Consider the following 21345-nt stretch of genomic DNA (forward strand, 5'->3'; position numbering starts at 1 on the left):
CTCGATTGCAGCGATTGCGGCCACCTGTGGCTATGCTGATCATAGTGCTTTTTCACGCCAATTTCGGCTGATTACGGGTCTGACCCCTCGCCAATATCGCCATTTGCTAGGCCGTGATACTTGAACGATAGTAATTCAGGGTCTTGATGCATTCCAAAAGCTCGTTGATTGGTACTTGCTGCTCAAGACCTTGGGGCACAAATCGAAAGACAGCGGTGATTGAGCGTGGTGGTAAGACCAAAATCCCGCCTTGAAATTCAAGTTGTTCGCTGGCGTTGCTATAAGCGCGAAAAACATCGCCTGATGGGTCGCTGAGCATGGGATATTGTGGGCGGAAATGTTGAATAAAGCCTGCCAAACTGGCGGGGTTGGTTTTGGCTAAAACTACTGGCTGAGCCTGAAATTGGCGAAATTGCTCTTGGTAGCCTTCGAGGACACGCAGCATTCCTTGGCACATCGTGCAGGCTAAATTTCGAAAGAAAATCGCTACAATTGGCTGGGTTTGGTTCAATTTATGCCACAAGGTTGGCCGATAATCATGGGTAAACAACTTCAAGTCACTCATTCGGGGCTATGACCTCAGTACTATAATCGCTTGCTAGCGTCAATCTAGGGCTTCAACCTTACGAAAAAGTTTGCGAAAACGATACCGATGGTGATTTTAGTCAATTTTGATCAAGCCTGTCCACTTTTGGGCAGGCTGTTCGTCATTAATTGCAGACAGCATGCTACGGCCGGGGCAAGCAGCCTATGATTATTCCATATGTACATACAACTGAACGTGAGACGGCAGTTACGCAAGTAATTAGCCAATGGTTTGATGACCATCACGATGCCATGTTTCGCTACCTGACGCGAATTGTGGGGCAGCCGGAACAAGCAGCCGATTTGGTACAAGAAACCTTCCTCCGCGCGATGAAGGTGCTTGACCCAACGCTCTTGCCTGCTATTCCCCAAGCTTGGCTCTTTCGGATCGCCAGCAACCTTGCATTAGATCATCTGCGTCGGCAGCGGCGTTGGAGTTGGTTTATGCGCAGCTGGCAACCAGAAACCAACAATTTTGATCAGCATGTCGAAACAACCCAAGCAATTCGTGGCTGCTTAGCCAAACTCAAGCCGCAAGATGCTGAAGTTCTGTTGATGGTGCACTACGCTGGTTGTAGCCCAGCCGAAGTCGCCAAATTAAATGGTGAAGAATTAGGCGCAGTCCGCAAACGATTATCACGGGCCCGTGATCGTTTTCGGAATTTATACGAGGAGGAACGTGGCCATGAAGTGTCATGATCTTCAGCCGCTCCTCAGCGATTGGCAACATCTGACTGAGGATGAATGGCAATTGGTGAATACTCACGTTGCTGAATGTGCTACTTGTCGTCAGGTGTTGCTGCGGCAACAAACAACCAGTCAGTTGTTGGAACAGTTGCCAATCGCCACGCTGCAACTTACGACCGAACAGGTGCGGTCTATCCGTGCCAAACTTGGAGTAACCACGATGATTCGATCAAAAACCATGGTTATGTGGTCTTTTGCCTTGGGCCTGCTGCTGTTGGTTGCCGGAGGAGTTTGGGCGGTCAAGCCCGTCGAGACAGGCAATAATGGCGAAGTAGCGGCATTAACTACGCGGACACCTCAGCCAACTCAGGCGGCCACCGTGCGCCCAACGTGTGAACCAAGCACGACCAATCCGTGCGATCCGAGTGTGCCACCAACCCCACGGCCAACCTGTATTCCAGGTTCGACTAATAATTGTGATCCGAGTGTGCCGCCAACCCGTGTGGCGACCCAAGTGCCGCCAACCTGTGTGCCAAGCACAACCAATGCGTGTGATCCAAGTGTACCGCCAACCCCACGACCAACCTGTGAACCAGGATCAGCCAACAATCCTTGTAATCCAAGTATTACGGCAACCCCACGACCAACCTGTGTGCCAAGCACAACCAATCCATGTGGGCCAAGCGTGCCGCCAACCCGCGTGCCAACCCAAGTGCCGCCAACCTGTGTGCCAAATAGCACTGGCAATTGTGGACCAAGTGTACCACCAACCCGCGTGCCAACCCAAGGGCCACCAACGGCTGTGCCAACCTGTGTGCCAAATAGCACTGGCAATTGTGGACCAAGCGTGCCACCAACCCGCGTGCCAACCCAAGGGCCACCAACGGCTGTGCCAACCTGTGTGCCAAGCACGACTAATCCATGTAACCCAACTTGGCCAACGGCTACGCCGCTTATTCCAGAGCCAACCGTGGTAGCGCCATACCCAACCCCAGTGCCAACCCAGCCATCAGTGCCAACCAACACGCCACGGCCATGTAATGCGGTTGTGTGCCCAACGCCACCACCAACGCGCACGCCAAATCCATGCAATAGCACGGTATGCGAAACGCCAAAGCCAACGCTACCGCCATTTGAGCCAACTGCAACGCCATTCCCATGTGGCACGGTTGGGTGCCCAACGCCACCACCAACGGGCGAACCATTGCCAACGGCGTTGCCACCAACCCCAACCTGTGTGCCAAATGGCTACCCATGTAATCCGGTGGAACCAACTATTCCACCACCAGCAACGCCAAGCCCATGCAATAATCCGGTGTGTGCAACACCACCGCCAAGCCATTCAACACCAACGCCGTTGCCAACCCGCACACCACATATAACGACGGTTACGCCGTTGCCAACGCGGACTCCACCGCCAAGTAATTCGACGGCGACTCCATGGCCAGGCACTTCAACGCCAACCAGTACGCCTTTCGTTCCGCCGCCAAGCCATTCGACGGCAACTCCAACGATTCGGCCAAACTAGATTAACGCTATCGTTTGACACAGCAGCAAACCACTCTCGCGAAGGCCTAGCGCGGGAGTGGTTTTTTTGATGCTAAAAAGCCACTCCCCACTTGCGATGGCCTAGATCGCAGGTGGGGAGTGGTTGAACAATGGCGAAACTTAGTTGGCTCGCCAGAGCGCTGGAACATTGCTTGGCTCCCAGCCTGGCAATGAGGTATGTGGTTGCAGACAGGTGTAGGTTACGCCGTTATAGCTGACTTTTGCGCCAGCAGCATAGCTAACATAGGCTGCCCATGGTTGCACTCCAGTCGTATTGGTTGGCGTTGCGCTTGGTTGAACTGGCGTATTGGTCGGTGGAACCACTGGTGTGTTGGTTGGCCGTGGTGTGCTGGTTGCTGGAACCACTGGTGTGTTGGTTGGGTTGCCACCGCCACAAAGGCCTTGATCAAGCCAAACTTGGGCATTACCAGGTGTTTCATTTTGTGTCCACCATTGAGCAAACCAATGATGGTTGTTGTATGAAACAACATCACCACGAACGTAGATTTTGTTGCTTTCCCACGCTGGCGCAGTACACGTGCCTGGTTGGGTTGGGGTGGCACTTGGCGCAGGCGTGTTGGTGGCAGTCGCGATCGGCGTGCGGGTTGGGGTCGAGGTTGGGCCAACCGGAGTGTTGGTTGGTCGTGGCGTGTTGGTTGGCGGAACCGCAGTATTGGTTGGGTTGCCCACGGTTGGCGTTGGAACGACCACGTTGCCGCGTGGGTAATCGCTAACCAAGCCATAGGTCGTGCCGCCAAAGTTGACCGTCCAGTTGGATGGAGTGCTCATTGGCAAGTAGTAGACGAAATCTATCGTTACGCTTGCGCCAGGAGCTAAGCTTTGCCAGCCCGGGAATTTGAATTGAATATGGTTGAAATCGCCACGCAAGCCACCGACGTTATTGCCAGTGTGGCCGCTGCTGGTGACGGTAAATCCGAAGCCCGATTGATCCTTGGCATTGTTGGGCGCTGACGTACCATAATCGAATTCAAAGGTTGCCCCACCTGGGATGGTCACATTTGAGTTGTTGGTAATCACCATTTTGGGGCTGATTGGATAATTGTTATCGCCAATTGGCCAGTTGGTGAAATCAACCTTGATATCGAGTAAGTTGCTGGGCAATGTACGGTTTGATTTATTGGCTCCATAGGCTGGGGCATTACGGAACTTGTCGTAGAGCAAACTGGTCATGGTATCGCCCATGAAATATTCGCCTTGGCCATTGTTGCGGTCGGCGTGCCAGTCGTAGTCGCCCGAAAGCTCCCAGAACATAATCCCGCCTAAGCCTTTGTTGACCACATAATCAGCTTTGGCTCCCAACGATTGCTCATCTTCAGTTGAGATAAACACGCGTTTTTGGCTATTCCAAAGCCATGGAGCAACCAGTGAACTGCTGTAATGGCGGACATACGTACCAGTTAAGCGATCTTCGGGGTCGGTGGCTGGATTCAAGCCAAATTGACTGATATAACTGCCAGCAAGGCCTTGTTCGAGGTTTTTGGCGTGCCACATTGGGTTTGCGCCAGCCCCGACTTCTTGGCCATTTTCAATATCGTGCCAAATATTGTCGATGCCACGTGCACCATCGCCACACTTGGTCAAGCCAATTGGACAATTTGAGCCAACTGCTTTGCCCCACAAACCATTTGTACCACCGGTGACATTTTTAAAGCCACGGGTGTAGTACGGCACGCCGATGTTGATCCGGCCAGCGGGCATGCTGCCACGGAAGTAGTGATACGACCAGTCGGTGTTGAGATAGCCAATCCCACCATATTGCGCGGTGGTGTAGACCCCAGCCGCCGCTAATTCAGCGTCTGTGCCATCATCATAGAGCGCAGCATTTGGCCCAACATACTCATTCCAAGCGCCATGTAAGTCATATGACATAACATTGACATAATCGAGATATTGAGTTACTTGATAGGTTTCCATGCCGCGCAGCAAGTAGCCTGATGAGGGCGAGGCAATTGTGAGCATGTAATATTTGCCATCGGCGGCCCCTGCAACATCAAGTTTCTCGCGCAGGGTTTTCATCAACACCACATAGCCTTTCATCAGGCTAGCGCGGCGAGGGTTAGCATATACCCAATCGAGTGGATGGCCTGCGTCTTTCATTGAGGTTGGATATTCATAATCGATATCGACCCCATTGAAATTGTAGCTGCGCAAGAAGCCGACAACTGAATCGGCAAAGGTATTGATGCCAGCTGTATTGACGCTATTGTCGGCATTAACGGTTAGGCTGAAAAAGCCGCCATCGCTAATCCGATCGCCGTTATCGCCAAAATAGCCACCAGTTTCCGCCCAACCCCCAACCGAAATCAAGGTTTTGACATTAGGATTTTGGCGTTTGTATTGGGTCAAAAGGTTGAAGTGGCCTTTATAAGGTAGGGCTGGGTCCATTTCAGCGCCCGCTACACCTGGCCAAGTCATGCCAATTGAGGGATTGGTGGCGGTGTTGCTGCCCACTGAGATGCGGCTATTTTGAATGTGGGCAAAAGCGTAGTTGATGTGGGTGATTTTATTCCAAGGAATGTTGTTGACGAGGTAGGCTGGCTGTCCATTGGTGCCAGTACGCCAACTGGGAAAATAACCGATGATCCGACGGGGATGATCGCTGCCCATTTTCTCGCGGCCAGCAGTATCGTAGATTGCACAGTAGGGCGTATCGACTCCAGCGGTTGGAGCCATCCCATCAGGCCGACAGTCTGCATTGCCTGCCGCTTGCGTTGGTGTGCCGCGTGTTAGCAACATGCCCGCCAGGAGCGCGAGGGTGATCGTTAGCGAAAATGCTCCTCGGAGCTTGGCCGTCCTTCGGTACGCAACATTCATGACATTCCTCCATTGATTGTCACTTCTTGGCCTATGGACTTGAACCTTACTTATTTCATTGAAATTATAAAGATTTTATAGAAATTTAATGAATTTGTCAAGTATTTGTTAAAAGTAATGTGATAATCGGCACAGGCAATTGATGCGTGGTATGCTTTTTTTGTAACTAGATTGCGCCGCCGTTGAGTGGTTGCGCAGCTATGAGGAGCTGTATGAAGATCGGAATTATTGGGGCTGGTCAGATTGGCGGAACTCTTGCAGCACAGCTGACCGCACGTGGTCACCAAGTGGTGATTGCCAATTCACGCGGGCCGGAAAGTATTCGTGAGTTGGCCGAAGCAGGTGGTTTTCAGGCCGTTACGGTTGCTGAGGCAGCCCGTAGTGGCGAAGTCGTCATTATTACGATTCCCCAGCGAGCAGTGCTGGATTTGCCCAAGGATCTCTTTGCTGGAGTCTCAGAAACTGTGGTGGTTGTCGATACTGGCAATTATTATCCTGTGCGTGATGGACAAATCGCTGCTATCGAGGATGGGCAAATTGAGAGTGTCTGGGTTGCTGAGCATTTAGGCCGTCCAGTGGTTAAGGCTTTTAACAATATTACTGCCCAAAGCCTGCGTGAAAAAGGTCGCCCAAAAGCGGCCTCAGATCGAATTGCGCTTTCGGTTGCTGGCGATTCTCCAGCAGCGCGAGCAACAGTGCTGGGACTAGTCGATGAACTTGGGTTTGATCCAGTCGATGCTGGGAGTTTGGCCGATTCGTGGCGGCAGCAGCCAGGAACCCCGGCGTATATTGCCGACCTCGACGTGCCGCGCTTGCAGGCAGCTCTTGCTGCCGCCGACCAAACGCGGATTGCAGAATATCGCTTTGCTGCCAATGAACAAGTGCGAGCCTTTTTCGAGTAACCGCATGATCAGCAAATATCATCGAATATAAAACATATGTTCTGAAATATGCAGTTTGCCCGCCCGCAAATGGCTCGTACAATCGAGTCATTTGTGGTTTTAGGGCCAATCTACCGCTATAAATGTGGCTATAAGCGTTGATTGTGTGATGGCTAAGATTTGCTAGACAGCCCGCATCCTGATTGCTACACTGCGGTCACGACTGTTTTTTACAGGAGGCGCATGATGGAGAGCATCTGGAAGACGAGTGTTTGGCAGCAATTTGGGGCGGCAATTGCCATGCTTGAAGACCCGATTGTTCGTTGCCCCGACCAGCTCTGGACGAGCGTTTTATGGGAAGATCCTGATGATCCGCGTTATGGGCATTTCTGGTTTGTGGCCTATCACAGCTTGTTCTGGCTGGATCTCTTTTTGACTGGTTCGAGTGAGGGGTTTAAGCCACCAGCGCCATTTGTTCGTGGTAGTTTGCCAGATCAGCCGTATAGCAAAGCGCAAGTGCTGGCCTATCTACACGATTGTCGCCAGCGCTGCAAGGCAACGATTATGGGTTTGACCGATGCAAAGGCCCAAGAGCGCTGTATTTTTGAATGGATGCAACCAAGTTTTTTTGAACTTCAGCTCTATAGCATGCGCCATGTGCAAGAGCATGCCGCCCAATTGAGTTTAGCGCTGGGCCAGCAGGGCATTGCAGGCGCTGATTGGATTGCTCAGGCTATTGACAACGATTTGTGAGTACTGTTATTTAATATGGTCAATGATATGAATTTGTTTCAATAGTCCTTAGAATAAAGGAGGGTCGTACCTGTAAACTTATAGGTACGACCCTCCCTTGTCACAATAAATGTCGTTATAGAAATGATAGGATGTTACTATTTTTAATTTGTTTCTACTCCCCAATTCTCATGGGACAATCCGATAGTTATGATAATTTGTTGGCATAAACGATATATATCTCGTGAACGCAGATTAACATCAACAAAAAGACCATTGTCAAGCTCTGACTTTCTCTTAAATCTTGTGCTATCAGAGCTAATAAATCGAGAATATTCTCGGGTTATGACCTCAAACATATCTGGCTCAATGTCTGCAATGGTATTGAGAGTTTTAAGCATCACCTGCCTCCAAGAATCAACTGGAATCCGACTACCAAGGAAAATAAGTGTTTGAGGCGTTTTACCCGTTACATCATTGGCACTGGTGGCGAATGTTACAGGCTTATTGCTTCCAAAGTATGGCCAGCAGAGCAAGGCAATGTCCGCAAGGATAGAGGCCCGCGTCTCAATTGCATCTCTATTCCAAAATTCAATATTCTGAAAATATTTATTCAATTCTATATGACTTTGTTGAAAGTACATCTGTTTTTTTGGAAAGGTATCATTAGAAAGCTCCGAATTATATGCTGTGAGTGTTAAGTTTCCAAGGGTATGAACAGCCAGTTCATAATCAGCTTGCCAGTCTTCTCCAAGATGTTGTTTCCACCATTCAGTTAATGTTTGAGGGAGAATATGCTCAATTGATAGGGTTTCAAATGATGTTTGTTCTTTATGATGAAAATGCGATTCCAAAGTTTCTAAAATCAATTTGGTTTTGACTAATCGCTCTCCCTTACCATAGAGCTTTGATTCAATCAGGTGTGACTTGAACAATGCATCATTAGGATATCCTCGCTCTTGAAGAACCTCACGTAGGCCTTGAATAAAATTAGATGGATTGTTTGATTTTGCCCAATCATATAAAAATGGAAAGAGTTTATTGTATTGATTTGTTGAATAGTTACAGATAAATCTTCGTAGAATATAATTCTCAATAATATGAAGAACCTCAGTAAAATCATTGGGGGAAAGATCTTTATTAGCATAATCATGGTAGCAGCTTAATAAAAATGGATAAGATGTAGTAATCTCTAGTCGATTTATTCTGAATAATGCATTCCTTACAGTAATATTTGGTTCAATGGATGGATTGATCAGTTTTTGGTAATAATCTGCAAATACAGCAATTTGTTCTAAAGATTTTAATGCATCTCCTTTTTCAACACGTTCTTTTAATGTAAAATAAACATCACCTTGTTTTACAATAACTCCATTTCTCATCATATAATGTCTGATACATTCAGTGAGATTATCTTTGAGATTACTTTGCATCGGATTCCAGAATCTGTTATAAATATCTTCCTGATCGTTAATATGAATTCTCATAAAAAAATAATTTCTAATGAGATCAGATTGTGTTAGTTGTCTTCCTTTCGCGTTAAGACTTTCGAAAACGAGGTGAGGATTATCATCATAATCTAATAATATACTTACAACTGAAAATCTACTTGTTAATACTTTATTTACTTCTAGAATATTTGATGAATCAATTTTTCGTTCAAAGAATTTATAGCACTTACCAATTTGACTATCACCAGAAAAGGATTGTTTTGTAATCAGCGATTGAAATGCTAATCGATCAACCTGTGTTGGTAGCAGTTTGAAATAATCATTTCCCTTTTTAAAGGGATTTACTAACATTGTTTGTTGAATCTCATTACCCAACTCTTCATTACCTATGTCAATAGCTTTATCTCGTAACAAACAAAGCAGAATAAAAATTGTAGTTAGTCGTTGTTGTCCATCAATTAATAGATATTTACCAACACCTTCAGGTACTGAGGGTGTTGGCATTGTTACAATAGATCCAATAAAGTGACTTTTTGGTTCTTCGTTTTCACATAGATCAGTAATATCTTCCCAAAGAATATCCCATTCACGTCTATCCCAACTATATGCACGTTGAAATAATGGAACAACATATTGTTTGGTACCCTCGATGATTGGCTGGAATTTGGTTTCTGAAGCCTTCATACATTACTCCATAACAAGCAGGACTAAGAGTAAAATAAGCTAAATTGGAGATATCAATATTAAACCTGATTCTCTCCAAATCTAAATCTGGATGTGATTAAATAAATCTAACAGGATAAAGGGTATTGGTTATAAAATTATATATCAATCAATATTATGTATACCACTAACCAGACCTTTTGGCATACTACATTATGGTAATTGAAATTTTAGATAGTTGATGATTCAGATCCTATCATATTGGTCAAGCAAGTAAAGGGAATCAAATAGAAATTTCTCTATAACTATCAGCCTGTGCTGTGAGTATTTATAACCCCCATAAAAACTTACTAGACCAAATCTCTTGATCACGTCATAACTCCACCCGTAACTTCTAATCACAACACTACGTATCGCCAGCAATAGTGATAGAAAGGTGGAGTTATGCGAGTTCGAAAACTATTTGTTGGCTTGCTGGTTGGGGGCTTGCTGGCGGCATGTGGCAATCAAACTGGCCCGTTGTCAACCAATGCCTCCACGCCCACTGATCGGCCAGCGTCAACTGAGACAATGGTTGAGGTAACGGTTATTTACCTTGATGCTGATGATGAGTATGAGTCCTCGTTTGAATTTGCCTCAGCCAAAGAACCTGTAATAAAAGGTGAAAGGCTGATCATGGCTGGCACCGATGTTTCTTTATCGTTCAAAATTATTGATTTTGTGCGCGGTGAGCAAGCTTTGGCAACGATTGCCACGATTGATCCAGCGTATGCAGGACTACCAGCTGGGTACGAAGTTGGGTTGGTTCGTGCAGAGATAACCCATGGGAATGTTCGTACAGAACCAGTTGTTTTTGATGGTTCGATGATTGCGCTGCTCGTTCTGACCAATGGTGAATATCAGCCAGTGAAGGATCAGCAAGGCCTACCATGTTGTTTCGAACCACGGTTTGATACCCCGGTCGCTAAAGGCGATCAGCTTGAAGTCTATTTTCCGATCTTGGTTGCGACTGATGATCCTAATCCCTTGCTAGTGATCAACCGTGACCAGTCGGATAATGAAGATGCCCGCCACTTTGCCTTGCAATAAGTAGGCCTGAGTCGAGCTAGCGATTCACCTCAGGAATAACGAGTTCGTAATTAGTCGCTATGGTATCCAACTAAAACGTAAATGCTGATTTAATGAAGCCAGCAATCATCTCCATATGACAACTGTTGGCTTCATTAAATAAAATCTGTTTAACTGCTGCCCAACCATATGCATTGGAGCCATAGCGCAAGCAAATGATCGTGCCGCTAGTTTGCTAAAAATTAACCAACGTTAATAGCATTCTAATATCACTAACCCGAATTCTCTGGTATACTGCATTCAAACCTTCTCCTCTCTCTTCTCTCCCACAAGCGACCCCTAGCGGGTCGTTTGTGGTTTTAGTTTCTAAACATGCCAAGCAAATACAGCGATTGAGCAGCAATTGCCTAGTAGTTCCGATTATAGTTGTCGTAGGAAGGAATGAATATGGCGCTCAAACGGATGGATAATGTCCTGATTGTGGTTAACGATCTTGTGTCAGCAAAGGCTTTCTTTCTCGAACTTGGGATGGAACTTGAGGGTGAGATGCCACTGGCTGGACTGTGGGTGGATCAGGTTGTTGGGCTTGAGAATGTACAATGTGAAATCGCAACCTTGCGCACTCCAGATGGTCACGGGCGGGTTGAGCTAACGCAATTTCATACTCCAGCAGCGGTAAATGTTACACCAAACAATGCCCCTTCGAATGCGTTGGGTATCCGACGGATTATGTTTGCCGTTGATGATCTTGATGCTGTTCTGTCCCGCCTGCGCCCACATGGTGCTGAAATTATCGGTGAAATTGCCCAGTATGAGAATTTCTATCGGCTCTGTTTTATTCGCTGCCCCGAAGGCATTATTCTTGGGCTTGCTCAGCAGCTCACGTGAGCCGTAGGGTTAGTTGAGTGGAAATGAATGCTGCACTCAGCAACGATGACTAACATTATTGAGCGATTATATCAATGTTTTCGTGGCTACACGATTCCTGATCATCCGACTGGCTGCCCATGTTGTGTGTCTGCCGATGACTACCAGCGTTTGCGTTCGAAACCGCTTCGCCAATTAACCGAGAATGATCTTTGGCGCTATAGTTTGAAGGCGCTTAATACGTGGGGCGATGAAGACCAATTTCGGGCGATCTTACCACGATGTTTAGAACTGTGCGCTGATAGGTCAAGCTTCTTCGATCGCAGTATGCTGTTTGGTAAACTGCGGCTCGCTGAGTGGCGTACTTGGCCAGAACCAGAACACCAGCTTATTCAAACCTATCTTTGGACGCTCTGGCAAGATTCCCTGAATAGCTTGGATGAATCAGTGGATGAGCTGTTGTGTGCCATTGCCCAAACAGGACTTGATCTCCACCCATTGCTCATGAGCTGGGATACACAGTTACAGACGCTAATCGGATTAGAGCGATATGCCGACCTTCTTGATCGGCATATGGCCACGATTATTGACCAAAACCGCTTACAGGGCTATGGATGGCCAAATAGTGATGCAACAGCGATTAGTTGGGTGCTTGACCCTACTCGCCGTGAGTGGATGACCACAGCGTTTGCAAATAGCCAGCATGATGACGAAAGTCGGTTGCTGGCTCGTATTCTGGAATGGTTTGATTTGTATCCGTGACGTTGGCTCCTTGCATTCGATGCGTTAATGCAACAAGCTAGATCTCCCACGAAAGGAAGGATAGAGTGTATAACGTTGGCTGGCGGGCATTGTCGTATCGTGATAACACCCGCGTAGATTGGCGCTTGGGTAGTGATCGTCCGCTGTTGACCCATGTCTGGTATCCGTGTGATCCGGCTGTACCGCAGATGCCTATGGTGATCGGCCCACCAGATAATCCGCTCTTTAATGCTGGTGATGCAGCACCCGATGCCCCGATGCTAGAAGGTCAATTTCCTCTTATCTTGCTATCTCATGGAACGGGTGGGATTGCCATGCAGTTTGGGTGGCTCGCTCGCGTGCTGGCGGCTCATGGCTACATCGTTGCTGGTGTCAATCACCACGGGAATACAGGCCTTGAAACCTATATAGTTGAAGGCTTTACACGGGTTTGGGAACGTCCGCGCGACCTGAGCGCTGTCCTTGATTGTCTGCTCGATGACCCAAACTTCGGTCCAGCTATCGACCAAGCACGGATCGGGGCAGCAGGATTTTCACTTGGTGGCTACACTGTTTTGGCGCTTGGTGGTGCTCTGCTCGACTTAAGTTCGCTCGTAGCTGCCTATACCAATGCGGGTCGGCCCTTGGCCTCAATTGCTCCCCCCGAATTTCCTGACGCGGATGCCGTGGCTCGGCAGCTTGAAGTGTTTGCGGGACACGATGAACATCGTCAATCGTATCGCGATGAGCGCGTTCGCGCTGGTTTTGTCTTGGCACCAGCGCTTGGCGAAGCATTCAAGCCTGATGGATTGGCGGCGGTGGCTATTCCCGTTATGATCATCGCTGGCGAAGCAGATACAAATACACCGCCCGCTGTTAATGCGCAACGGTACGCTATGCACATCGAGGATGCGGCATTAACGTTGCTCGAAGGGCTGGTTGGGCATTATGTGTTCTTGGCTGAATGTACCGAAGCCGGGTGTCGTCTGATCCCAGAACTATGTCTTGATGCACCAGGAGTTGAGCGGAAAGCGATTCAGCAGCAAGCGAGTACATTGGCACTGAACTTCTTTGAGCGGCATCTCCGCTGAATCCTCTTCGCTAAACAGAGATTGATAATCACTGGAAACAAGTGCACGCGGGAAATTCTCACATGCACTTAGTATTTTAGGATGGTGCTAACCAATGAGCGAGGCTTCGGGGGTTATGGTTGCCTTGGGCATGATGAGATTAAATACCTATCAGATTAATACTAATGGATGTAGCTATAGAATATTCGTGATAGCTATTGAGTGTTAGGGGATTTTGCTTATTCTAGGAAGGTGATATCTGTCGAGTCTTAAGGGGAACGTTGCATCTGATCATTAATTATCTGTAATTCTATGATGGGCATCATATTCTTATCGTTCCAGCATACTGGATGTGAGGCCGCTATGCAACCTCTTGAGGTTGTTCGAAAATGGCGGGGTATTCAGGTCAACGAACGGCGTGCCTTTTATGAACACTTTACTGATCTCTGCTCCTTGGTGGGTGCTAAAACCCCGCTTGAAGAAGATCCAATTACACCTTTGAAGCGGGGATTCCAAAACTCAATGGAGGAAAAGGCTGGGCCGATGTTTGGAAAAAAGGCTATTTTGCCATTGAATATAAAGGCAAGCATGGAAATCTTAAGCGTGCGTATGATCGACTCCTCCAGTATCGGGAAGCGCTGTTGAATCCTCCACTCCTGATCGTCTCAGATCTTGACAGTCTCGTTATTCATACAAACTGTACCAACACCGTCAAAAAAGTAACAACGCACACGCTCGATGAAACATTAACCAAGAATGGCCTTGGTATGATTCGAAGTATTTTTTATGCTCCTAATACCTTTCGCTCTCCAATCACGCCTGAGCGGGTTACCGAAGAAGTTGCTGCAAAATTTGCTCGATTAGCCCAACTTATTACCCGTTATGAAAAACATGCTGCACCACAAGAAATTGCCCATTTTCTAACCCGATTATTATTCTGTTTATTTGCTGAAGATATTAGGCTGTGTTTCTGCCGGAGTTTTAATCCCCTTCCGAGGATTTTGGTTATTTGAATACTGAGATGAATTGGAGTGCTGAAAACCTCCAGTGGGAATGTTTTAATCCCCTGGTATAAACAAATCATGCAATCATGCATGCGACAATGGAGTTGTTCACCCCTATTGCCGCATTGATTTGTCCATGACCCTTGGGAGGATCATATGCCCAATCCTAGCAACCCACCGACTGTCCTAGCAACCCTCGACATTGCCAAACATACCCATTGGTTTGCCGTCTTCACCGCTGATCTCACGCCGCTCATTCCACCCCATTCCATTACTACCGATGCCACGGCATTGCAGGAGGTCATCGACACCCTCACGACGCTCGCCCAGACGCGCCCCATCGCGCTCGCCATGGAACCAACTGGTATCTATCATCTCCCCTGGCTGCATGCCCTGACCGCAGCCCTTCCGTCCACCGTCACCTGCCTCCTCGTCCATACCACCGCCGTCCACCAAGCCCGCGCGGTGCTCACGGCAGGTCGCCAACGCAAAACCGATGCCCGTGACTGCTATGCTATTGCTGCTGCCGTCCGTGATGGTCATGGCCGTCCGTGGTCACCACCCTCCCCCCAGCAGACCCATTTTCGTACCTGGGCCGCCCAAGAGGCCGCGACCACCGCCGCCATGGCCCAGCTTGCCCATGCGCTTCAACGCCTCACCGATCTGCTCTGGCCCGGCTTGGTTGCGCGGCGCACCGCCGCCTGTAAACCACTGGTCTCCTCGCGCCCATGGACGCGTCAGAGCATTCAAGCCATCCTGCTCCACTATCCCGATCCTCATGCGTGGCGTTCGCTGTCCGTTGCTGCGATCCAAGCCCGCTTGAAAGCACTCGACGTGCGCTGTGGGCCGATGCGTGCCCAGCAGCTTGCAGCGATTCTGGCAGCACAGGTTGTCTTACCACCCGACCAAACGCGATCCCTTGCATCCCGGCTCAGCACCCTCATGCAGCAGTATTGCCTCCATGCCGCCCAGCTTGCAGCCCTGCATGCCGAGGCTGAAACACTGGTCACCGCATCGTGGGCTGCCGTGCTCTGTTCCATTCCCGGCATGAGTCCCGTCCTGGCAGCTCGCTATGCCGCTGCGGTCGGCGACATCCACGCCATCCGCTCAGCCAAGGCGCTCTGGTCACTGGCAGGGCTGGAGCCGAGCATCTATGCCAGTGGCACAACGGCGCGGATTGGCCGTTCCTCTTTAGCGGGGCGGGTTCCGCTCCGGCAAGCCCTGATCCGTATTGGAGCCAGCTTGGGTCGGCATTGTCCCCCAGTCCGGGCATGCTTGCAAGCCGCACGTGCACGCGGAAAACCGATAACCGTTGCCCTGATTCATGCGGCCAACAAGGCCAACCGCATCCTCTTTGCGATGGCGATGAGCCAGCAGCCGTATCAGGCGTTGGGGCGATGATGCGCCGCAGTGGGTGATTGCCGATTGGACAAGCCAGCAGGATCGGCGTGATGTCGATAATCCCTTTGGTGCGTGACACCGTTCCTGAAGTATGACACACCGCCCTGCCCGATCGCGTGTGCTGAGACCGTATTCGATGCTGAGGCACTGACCTCGCCATGCACAACCATGGATGGTCCACGCGCAATTGACCAGTCCTGCACCCTGTCTCTTGATCGGCAATCCATCAGAACCGACAAAAAAACCACAGCAGCGCTGCGGTCATGATCGTGCGGCTTCATCCGCGCCACTTGACATGTTTATACGATACTTCCGAGGATTTTGGTTATTTGAATGCCCGAAGGATGGGATGGGATGGAGCCATAAAGCCTCAGTTTTAATCCCCTTCCGAGGATTTTGGTTATTTGAATGAATCTAGGCATCTTCAGCATCCTTGTCATATTTACTCGTTTTAATCCCCTTCCGAGGATTTTGGTTATTTGAATTGAATTGAATGGGCATTTAATCTGTTTGAAATATGAAACGTTTTAATCCCCTTCCGAGGATTTTGGTTATTTGAATATACCCTACTTTTCATGGCTTTGCAAGGCGCTAAAACGCGCGGTTTGCGCGGTCCGATTTTTTTGGGCAGTTTTAACCCACTTTTTAAGTAAATTTCCATGTGGATAAGTCGCTTTCTGCCCTTCAGAATGGGATCGCGCGGCATGTTGAAAAAGTTAAATTGTGAATAACCATCGATTTAGCGCTTTGCAATGCCGAAATTCAAAAAATGTAAATCGTAACGCTGGTTTCGAGCGCTGGCCCATTGCCCACAATTTCGGTATTTGGGGCACAGGCAGCACAAATCCGATATGTTCGCAAATTATCGCCATCTTCTGGCCGCAGCACTTTATGCAATTTGCCGCGCAATTTGGTATATTGCTTGGCGGTCAAGTCGCATTCAAAAACGCTATATTGCACTCGCTGACCAAAGCCTTCAAGAATTTTGGCAATTTTCGTGCGCCGTTTATCAACCGCAATATCGTAGGAGATCAAGTACAACATACGCGCTCCTAACGGGTTGTCCAAGCTTGATAGCTTGTGCCAGTCTGGATTGCGCGGGCCAATAAGCGGGCTTGAAGCTCGATACAACGCCAATAACTGACTTTGCCAGGCCGTCCGTCTGCGCCATCGGGATGGGTTACTTCGGTGCGCATGCGTTCTTCAAAGGCCACTACAAAGCGTTTTTTGCCCTCATTGCTGAGTAAAATCGGGTGCTTGGGATCGTCGCTCGGGCTGAAATCATTGGCCGTCAGCCTGCCATCATTACAGCAGCGAATCACCAAAGCATCAACCAAAATTGGCCGAAATTCTTCGATCAAATCAAGCACTAACGATGGTCGATTGTAATCGAGTTGATGTAAAAATCCTTGATAAGGATCGAACCCTACCGCCTGAACTGCGCCAAGGGTTTTATGCACCAAAAGGGTATAGCCCAACGATAATAATACATTAACTGGGTCGGTTGGTGGGCGGCGATTACGATTATTGAACATCCATTCGCTATCAAAGAGGCCGCGTAAACCACCAAAATAGGCTGCCGAGCCACTACCTTCAACCCCAACCAATGAGCTGATTTTGGTGGTGCGATCAACCCGATCAATAAAATGGTCTAAGGCTTCAATCGATTCCAAAACCTCTTTTTCGACCTGTTGGCGGTTGCGGGCGAAGCGTTGCAATACAGCACGGCAATTGCGTAATTTGCCGCTAACACAGGCTTGAGCCATCGCCAAAGCCCAAACCTCATCATCTGCTCGGCGATATTGGTTGCGACGCAAGGCCACATGGGCGGTCGCTTCGCCAATCAAGCGCCCATGGTAGCGCCCGTGAATCGTCAAAAATGTTACTTCGATCTGTTGATCCAACAGGCGCTTGATCGCAGGCGTGCTAAACCCAATATTGCCCATCACTACAATATCTTCAAGTTTGGCCATTGGCACATTGCCCAGCTCTTGATCAGTTTGCCAAATTGCTAGCCGTTCACCGTCACAGCGAATTTCTGCACCTTGTTCGAGAACATAAAGCGTTGCCATAATTCCCACTCCTTAGCGTTCAATTAAGCGGGCACGGCCTAAACCGCGCGTCGTTCCGGCTCCAACTCCGCTCCAAAAAGCAAACCGCGCCAAGGTGTCAATACACGAACACCAATAGCGATCACGCGAGGTTGCGGTGTAGGTGCAATGGCCAACCGCGCCAATTTGAATGGCTTGGTTTTTGGTTGGCTCTCGCTGTGAGCGTAATTCAAAATAACTGGTCGCCATGCATTCGCTGGCAAAGCGCTTAAATTCATCGGGAAAGGTCAGCGGCGCAACCGCATTCCATTTATCCAGCAAACTGCCAAATACCAAATCGGGGGTTGGCATCGGCTGATTCAAGCCCCGTTGACGAAAGGTTACTGGCGAGTGAAATTGGAATGTCCAGCGATGAGCAATCGAATCTTGGGCCATGCTCGGCGCAAGCAATTCGCTATAACTACGCTGCCCAACCCAAGGGTGTTCGTGCTCATGGCGCAAAATCGCCTCAACTCGCCATGAGCTGCCATCAAGATTCAAGAATCCTAGTTGCTCTGGTTGCCAAGTTTGGGCCAGCTGCTCTAAAGCTGGAGTCAACAAACTTATGCGCAAACCATAATCTTCACTGGTTTGCACTGTAGCTTGGTTGCCCTGCGTATGCATGCCCAGCACATTCGAGACGGTCAGCGGCTTCGCGCCAACTTCATCGTGTACCTGTTGGGCTAAATCAGGGTTAGCCTCGCGAATGATATTCAAGATTGCTGCATGCGCTGCCCGAGCCAAACTAGGCTGAACCGTTGCATTGCTAAGCGGTCGAATTTGGAGCATTAACGCCATTGGCATCTGAAAATCCCTCATCCTAACTATTATTGCAATAATTGATTAATCCATTGGTTGATCGTGTGATATGGGTTGTGGTTGAGCGATCGCTGGGTTAGTTGTTGATAATTATGGTGAATATAGCTCAATATTCCGCTCGCTGAATCGCCAAATGCTTGCTCAATTTGGGTTTGCGAAACGCCACCCAAACTATGGGTAATTTCGTTGCGTAATTCAATTAATGGCTGGCAAGTTTTGGCGAATTTCAAAACTAACTGAACTTGTGGATCGTTCGGTGCATACATACTCAGCAAGCGTTGTAAACCCGACTGACCTATTTTAATAGTTCCAATTCGTTGTTGTTTGAGCCAATTGTCATCAACTCTGGCTCCATGTGGGTCTGCTTTGCCCTGCCAATTAATAAATGGTACATTCAAGTATAGGCAAACCAAGCGTAAACTGTTCTCGACATAACGTACTAATTGGGTCAGGAAATCGGCATAATTATTGCTTTGCAAGCGAATTTCGGCCAGTGCTAAAACCTCGGCCAAGGCATTTTCATGCGATAGCGGGGTCAGCGCATTGTACAATTCGTGAATCATCACATCATACAACCCATCGGCCAAACCTACCAAATCACGAATTGCCAAAATTGCCCGGGGTACATCGAGATTGACCCGGGCAGCCGCATGAGCCAACATCCCCTCAATTATTTTGGCACTACTTTCGCTCTGCAAATCGGTAAAATAAGGCCTATACAAATGCCAACTATCCAGCGCTGCATGATATTGAAACGTGGTTAGATTGGCCTGAATCAGCTTGCGCAAAGGGCCGCCCAAAATCCGCCGCCCAATCGATAAGCGTTCTGGCAACATACTATCAGGTGTAACATACAAGGCAATTGCGCGGGCCTGAAACATTTCAGTGCCAGCTAGTTGCAGCGCATTCGACATGGCTGGTGTGCCGCCAGTGACCTCCAAAAAAACCTGGCTTGGCTGAATTTGGCTATCATACTGGGTTAATTGGGCTTCATAAAAGCGAATAAGCTCGTTTTGGCGAGTTGGATTAACTGGCACAGCATGCGCCAAAACCCGTTCAGGCCGAAAATTCCAGCGTTCGATCAATAATTCGCGCATCAGTTCGGCAGCTTCAAAGGTATCGGTCGGCTGATAGTTTGGGTTAGCTTGTTGAGTTCCGAATAAAAGAATCCAATCAATCGAATCAGATTCAAGATAATCAATAACTTTTTTGATCATCGTAATTTGAAGACTAGAGCCGATCTTGGGTTTATTAGTGCGAATATACTTAATTTTATCGCGATGGCTGGCTTTATGTAATTCTACTGGCAGCAATTCCATTGGCAATAAAATATCACGATTGCCAATATTACAAATCAATAATCTGCTCATACTATTCACTCCTAAATCAAGCTATACAATTTTTGAGTTAACGTCGTTTGAATTTGCTGAAACGGCGATTCAGATAAATCTAGCTGCATTTTGCTCAATATATCGCGTAGTATATCCAAAGGAGTTTGCTCTAGTTTGAGTTGCATTGCCTCGTTAATTTTTTCCTTGGAAACACCTTGAAAGCCATGGGCAATGATGCTCTGGTTGCGCATTTGAGCTAGATTGGTAATTTTATGGAGATTTTTGAGGATGCCGATGCACAGGCCTGCTTGCTGTTTGCTGAGATAGCGTTGTCCAGCTTTTTCACTGGCAAAATTGAGCATGGCGATCAAAACTGGCACCGAAAAATGTTGATAATCGAGCTTTTGATCACCCAGCGTTGCTTGCTCAAGATATGCGTGCAGTGTTGGATCATCGACCAACAATTGATTAAATTTGGCAAGATTCTCAGCTTTGTGCGCTTTACTATAATCAGTTGAAAGCTTGAAGGTTGTTTCAACCAAATAGCGCAAGACTGTTTCTTGGAAGCGAAACATACGCCCCAGGAAATCGGCATAACGGCCATTGGTATAAGCAATTTGGGCATTATAATAAAGCTCAACCAAGAGAAATTTCAAGTCAGCTTGATTGATTTGATATGCAGTATGTTGAATTGAACGCACCAGATCGCGCAATGAACCATCAACATCAAATTGAATTTGAGCTAAAATTTGCTGAGCCGAATCAAAATCGAAATCCTCGCGATATTTAGCATAGCGCAACAATCCGATAATCCCTGGCTCAACTGAGCCTTCGAGCAAGGTAATTGCCCCAAGAAAATTATGCTGCTGAATTAATTGAATCGGAGTTGAAATATTGAATGAATTGAGCAATTGTTTACGAATATTCAGCGAATAAGGCCATTGATCATGTTCAGATTTATAGAGCACAAAGCAGGCTTCGCGAAAACGTGCAATGGCCTTGAATTGGAGCGCATTATTGAACGCTTGGGTTCCGCCAGCGGCTAAAACATAATACTCAGTTTCAGGTTGATGCTTGATATTCGCTAATTGTTGGCCAAATGCTTGCATCGCATCATCGTATAAACTTGGGTTAACATCGTAAATTGTGCGGCGCTCGACCATGCGAATCACATGGCTCCAATGTTCTTGAATATAACGCTCTAAAATCATGCCAAACCAACATGTATCTTTATCGCGCAAACTAACGTTATTGCGATCTTTCACGCTACTGGCAGGTGTATCGGCTTGATCAGTGTCGAACATGATTAATCGGTCAATCATAAGCTGACGATGCTGAAAATAGCGAGCAAAGGCATCGATAATTGGTGCGCTAAATTGATGTTCGCTATAGGTTTGCCAATGGTGTTCGCCAGCTGGTCGCGATGGCCGAATAATCGCCCCTTGGACTGCGACATCGCTATTACCGACATTACAAAATGCAATTCGTTGCATGGGAAGCTCCTAAATATGGTTTGTTGCCTCAACTTAACTTCATGCCCTCACCCCCTCGCCCCCTCATCCCGCAAGCGGG

At 48.0% G+C, this 21345-nt stretch carries 20 protein-coding genes; 12 read left to right on the forward strand and 8 right to left on the reverse strand.

Annotation, left to right across the window (positions count from 1 at the left end):
- Window positions 1–124, forward strand: a 124-nt coding sequence (locus DEF47_RS04180; RefSeq protein ID WP_353845041.1) for an AraC family transcriptional regulator, incomplete at its 5' end; no start/stop codon positions are given.
- Here the strand turns inward: DEF47_RS04180 and DEF47_RS04185 are convergent.
- Window positions 107–565, reverse strand: a complete 459-nt coding sequence (locus DEF47_RS04185; protein WP_012190037.1) for a redoxin domain-containing protein — start codon at window positions 563–565, stop codon at window positions 107–109. The two genes, DEF47_RS04180 and DEF47_RS04185, sit on opposite strands and share 18 nt — an antisense overlap.
- Window positions 566–750: 185 nt before the next feature.
- On the opposite strand from DEF47_RS04185, the gene DEF47_RS04190 reads away from it, so the two are divergent.
- On the forward strand, window positions 751–1284 hold the full coding sequence (locus DEF47_RS04190; RefSeq protein WP_012190036.1) for an RNA polymerase sigma factor: 534 nt from the start codon (window positions 751–753) through the stop codon (window positions 1282–1284).
- Window positions 1271–2800 carry an anti-sigma factor family protein gene (locus tag DEF47_RS04195; RefSeq protein ID WP_012190035.1) on the forward strand — a complete coding sequence of 510 codons (1530 nt, stop codon included), beginning with the start codon at window positions 1271–1273 and terminating at the stop codon, window positions 2798–2800. Before DEF47_RS04190 ends, DEF47_RS04195 begins: the two co-directional genes overlap by 14 nt.
- 140 nt (window positions 2801–2940) lie before the next feature.
- Here the strand turns inward: DEF47_RS04195 and DEF47_RS04200 are convergent, their stop codons facing one another.
- Window positions 2941–5655, reverse strand: coding sequence for a chitinase C-terminal domain-containing protein (locus DEF47_RS04200; protein WP_012190034.1), 2715 nt, complete (start codon window positions 5653–5655; stop codon window positions 2941–2943).
- Between the two features lie 212 nt (window positions 5656–5867).
- Between DEF47_RS04200 and DEF47_RS04205 the strand changes: the two genes are divergently transcribed.
- Together DEF47_RS04205 and DEF47_RS04210 are read left to right on the forward strand one after the other, a co-directional pair.
- Window positions 5868–6557 carry an NADPH-dependent F420 reductase gene (locus tag DEF47_RS04205; RefSeq protein ID WP_012190033.1) on the forward strand — a complete coding sequence of 230 codons (690 nt, stop codon included), beginning with the start codon at window positions 5868–5870 and terminating at the stop codon, window positions 6555–6557.
- A 222-nt stretch (window positions 6558–6779) separates the two neighbouring features.
- Window positions 6780–7289 carry a DinB family protein gene (locus tag DEF47_RS04210; RefSeq protein WP_287044981.1) on the forward strand — a complete coding sequence of 170 codons (510 nt, stop codon included), beginning with the start codon at window positions 6780–6782 and terminating at the stop codon, window positions 7287–7289.
- A gap of 143 nt (window positions 7290–7432) precedes the next feature.
- Here the strand turns inward: DEF47_RS04210 and DEF47_RS04215 are convergent, their stop codons facing one another.
- Window positions 7433–9403, reverse strand: coding sequence for a DUF262 domain-containing protein (locus tag DEF47_RS04215; protein ID WP_012190031.1), 1971 nt, complete (start codon window positions 9401–9403; stop codon window positions 7433–7435).
- Between the two features lie 423 nt (window positions 9404–9826).
- On the opposite strand from DEF47_RS04215, the gene DEF47_RS04220 reads away from it, so the two are divergent.
- From DEF47_RS04220 to DEF47_RS04250, 7 genes are all read left to right on the forward strand, one after another.
- Entirely contained in the window at window positions 9827–10471 is a 645-nt protein-coding gene (locus tag DEF47_RS04220) for a hypothetical protein (protein WP_012190030.1), read from the forward strand.
- A 426-nt stretch (window positions 10472–10897) separates the two neighbouring features.
- Window positions 10898–11338: a VOC family protein gene (locus DEF47_RS04225; RefSeq protein ID WP_041304477.1), complete on the forward strand. Its 441-nt coding sequence runs from the start codon at window positions 10898–10900 to the stop codon at window positions 11336–11338.
- 27 nt (window positions 11339–11365) lie between these two features.
- Entirely contained in the window at window positions 11366–12079 is a 714-nt protein-coding gene (locus DEF47_RS04230; RefSeq protein WP_012190028.1) for a hypothetical protein, read from the forward strand.
- 65 nt (window positions 12080–12144) lie between these two features.
- Window positions 12145–13149 carry an alpha/beta hydrolase family protein gene (locus DEF47_RS04235; RefSeq protein ID WP_012190027.1) on the forward strand — a complete coding sequence of 335 codons (1005 nt, stop codon included), beginning with the start codon at window positions 12145–12147 and terminating at the stop codon, window positions 13147–13149.
- A gap of 342 nt (window positions 13150–13491) precedes the next feature.
- Window positions 13492–13773 carry a hypothetical protein gene (locus DEF47_RS04240; protein ID WP_287044982.1) on the forward strand — a complete coding sequence of 94 codons (282 nt, stop codon included), beginning with the start codon at window positions 13492–13494 and terminating at the stop codon, window positions 13771–13773.
- 122 nt (window positions 13774–13895) lie between these two features.
- Window positions 13896–14141 (forward strand): type IIL restriction-modification enzyme MmeI, encoded by a 246-nt coding sequence (locus DEF47_RS04245; protein WP_287044983.1) that lies wholly within the window; start codon window positions 13896–13898, stop codon window positions 14139–14141.
- 147 nt (window positions 14142–14288) lie between these two features.
- Window positions 14289–15533, forward strand: a complete 1245-nt coding sequence (locus DEF47_RS04250) for an IS110 family RNA-guided transposase (RefSeq protein WP_012190025.1) — start codon at window positions 14289–14291, stop codon at window positions 15531–15533.
- A gap of 762 nt (window positions 15534–16295) precedes the next feature.
- Here the strand turns inward: DEF47_RS04250 and cas2 are convergent.
- From cas2 to DEF47_RS04275, 5 genes are read right to left on the reverse strand one after another with little or no spacing between them, the layout of a single operon-like run.
- A complete protein-coding gene (gene cas2 / locus DEF47_RS04255) occupies window positions 16296–16577 on the reverse strand; it encodes a CRISPR-associated endonuclease Cas2 (protein WP_012190024.1) in 282 nt (93 codons plus the stop codon).
- Window positions 16578–16585: 8 nt separating this feature from the next.
- Window positions 16586–17605, reverse strand: coding sequence for a CRISPR-associated endonuclease Cas1 (gene cas1 / locus DEF47_RS04260; RefSeq protein WP_012190023.1), 1020 nt, complete (start codon window positions 17603–17605; stop codon window positions 16586–16588).
- 12 nt (window positions 17606–17617) lie between these two features.
- Entirely contained in the window at window positions 17618–18427 is an 810-nt protein-coding gene (gene cas6 / locus DEF47_RS04265; RefSeq protein ID WP_012190022.1) for a CRISPR system precrRNA processing endoribonuclease RAMP protein Cas6, read from the reverse strand.
- Between the two features lie 23 nt (window positions 18428–18450).
- Complete coding sequence (locus DEF47_RS04270; RefSeq protein WP_012190021.1) at window positions 18451–19812, reverse strand: hypothetical protein; 1362 nt, start codon at window positions 19810–19812, stop codon at window positions 18451–18453.
- Window positions 19813–19823: 11 nt separating this feature from the next.
- Entirely contained in the window at window positions 19824–21266 is a 1443-nt protein-coding gene (locus DEF47_RS04275) for a hypothetical protein (protein ID WP_012190020.1), read from the reverse strand.
- Window positions 21267–21345: the final 79 nt, after the last annotated feature.

This window comes from Herpetosiphon sp., assembly GCF_003512625.1.
Classification (GTDB): domain Bacteria; phylum Chloroflexota; class Chloroflexia; order Chloroflexales; family Herpetosiphonaceae; genus Herpetosiphon; species Herpetosiphon aurantiacus.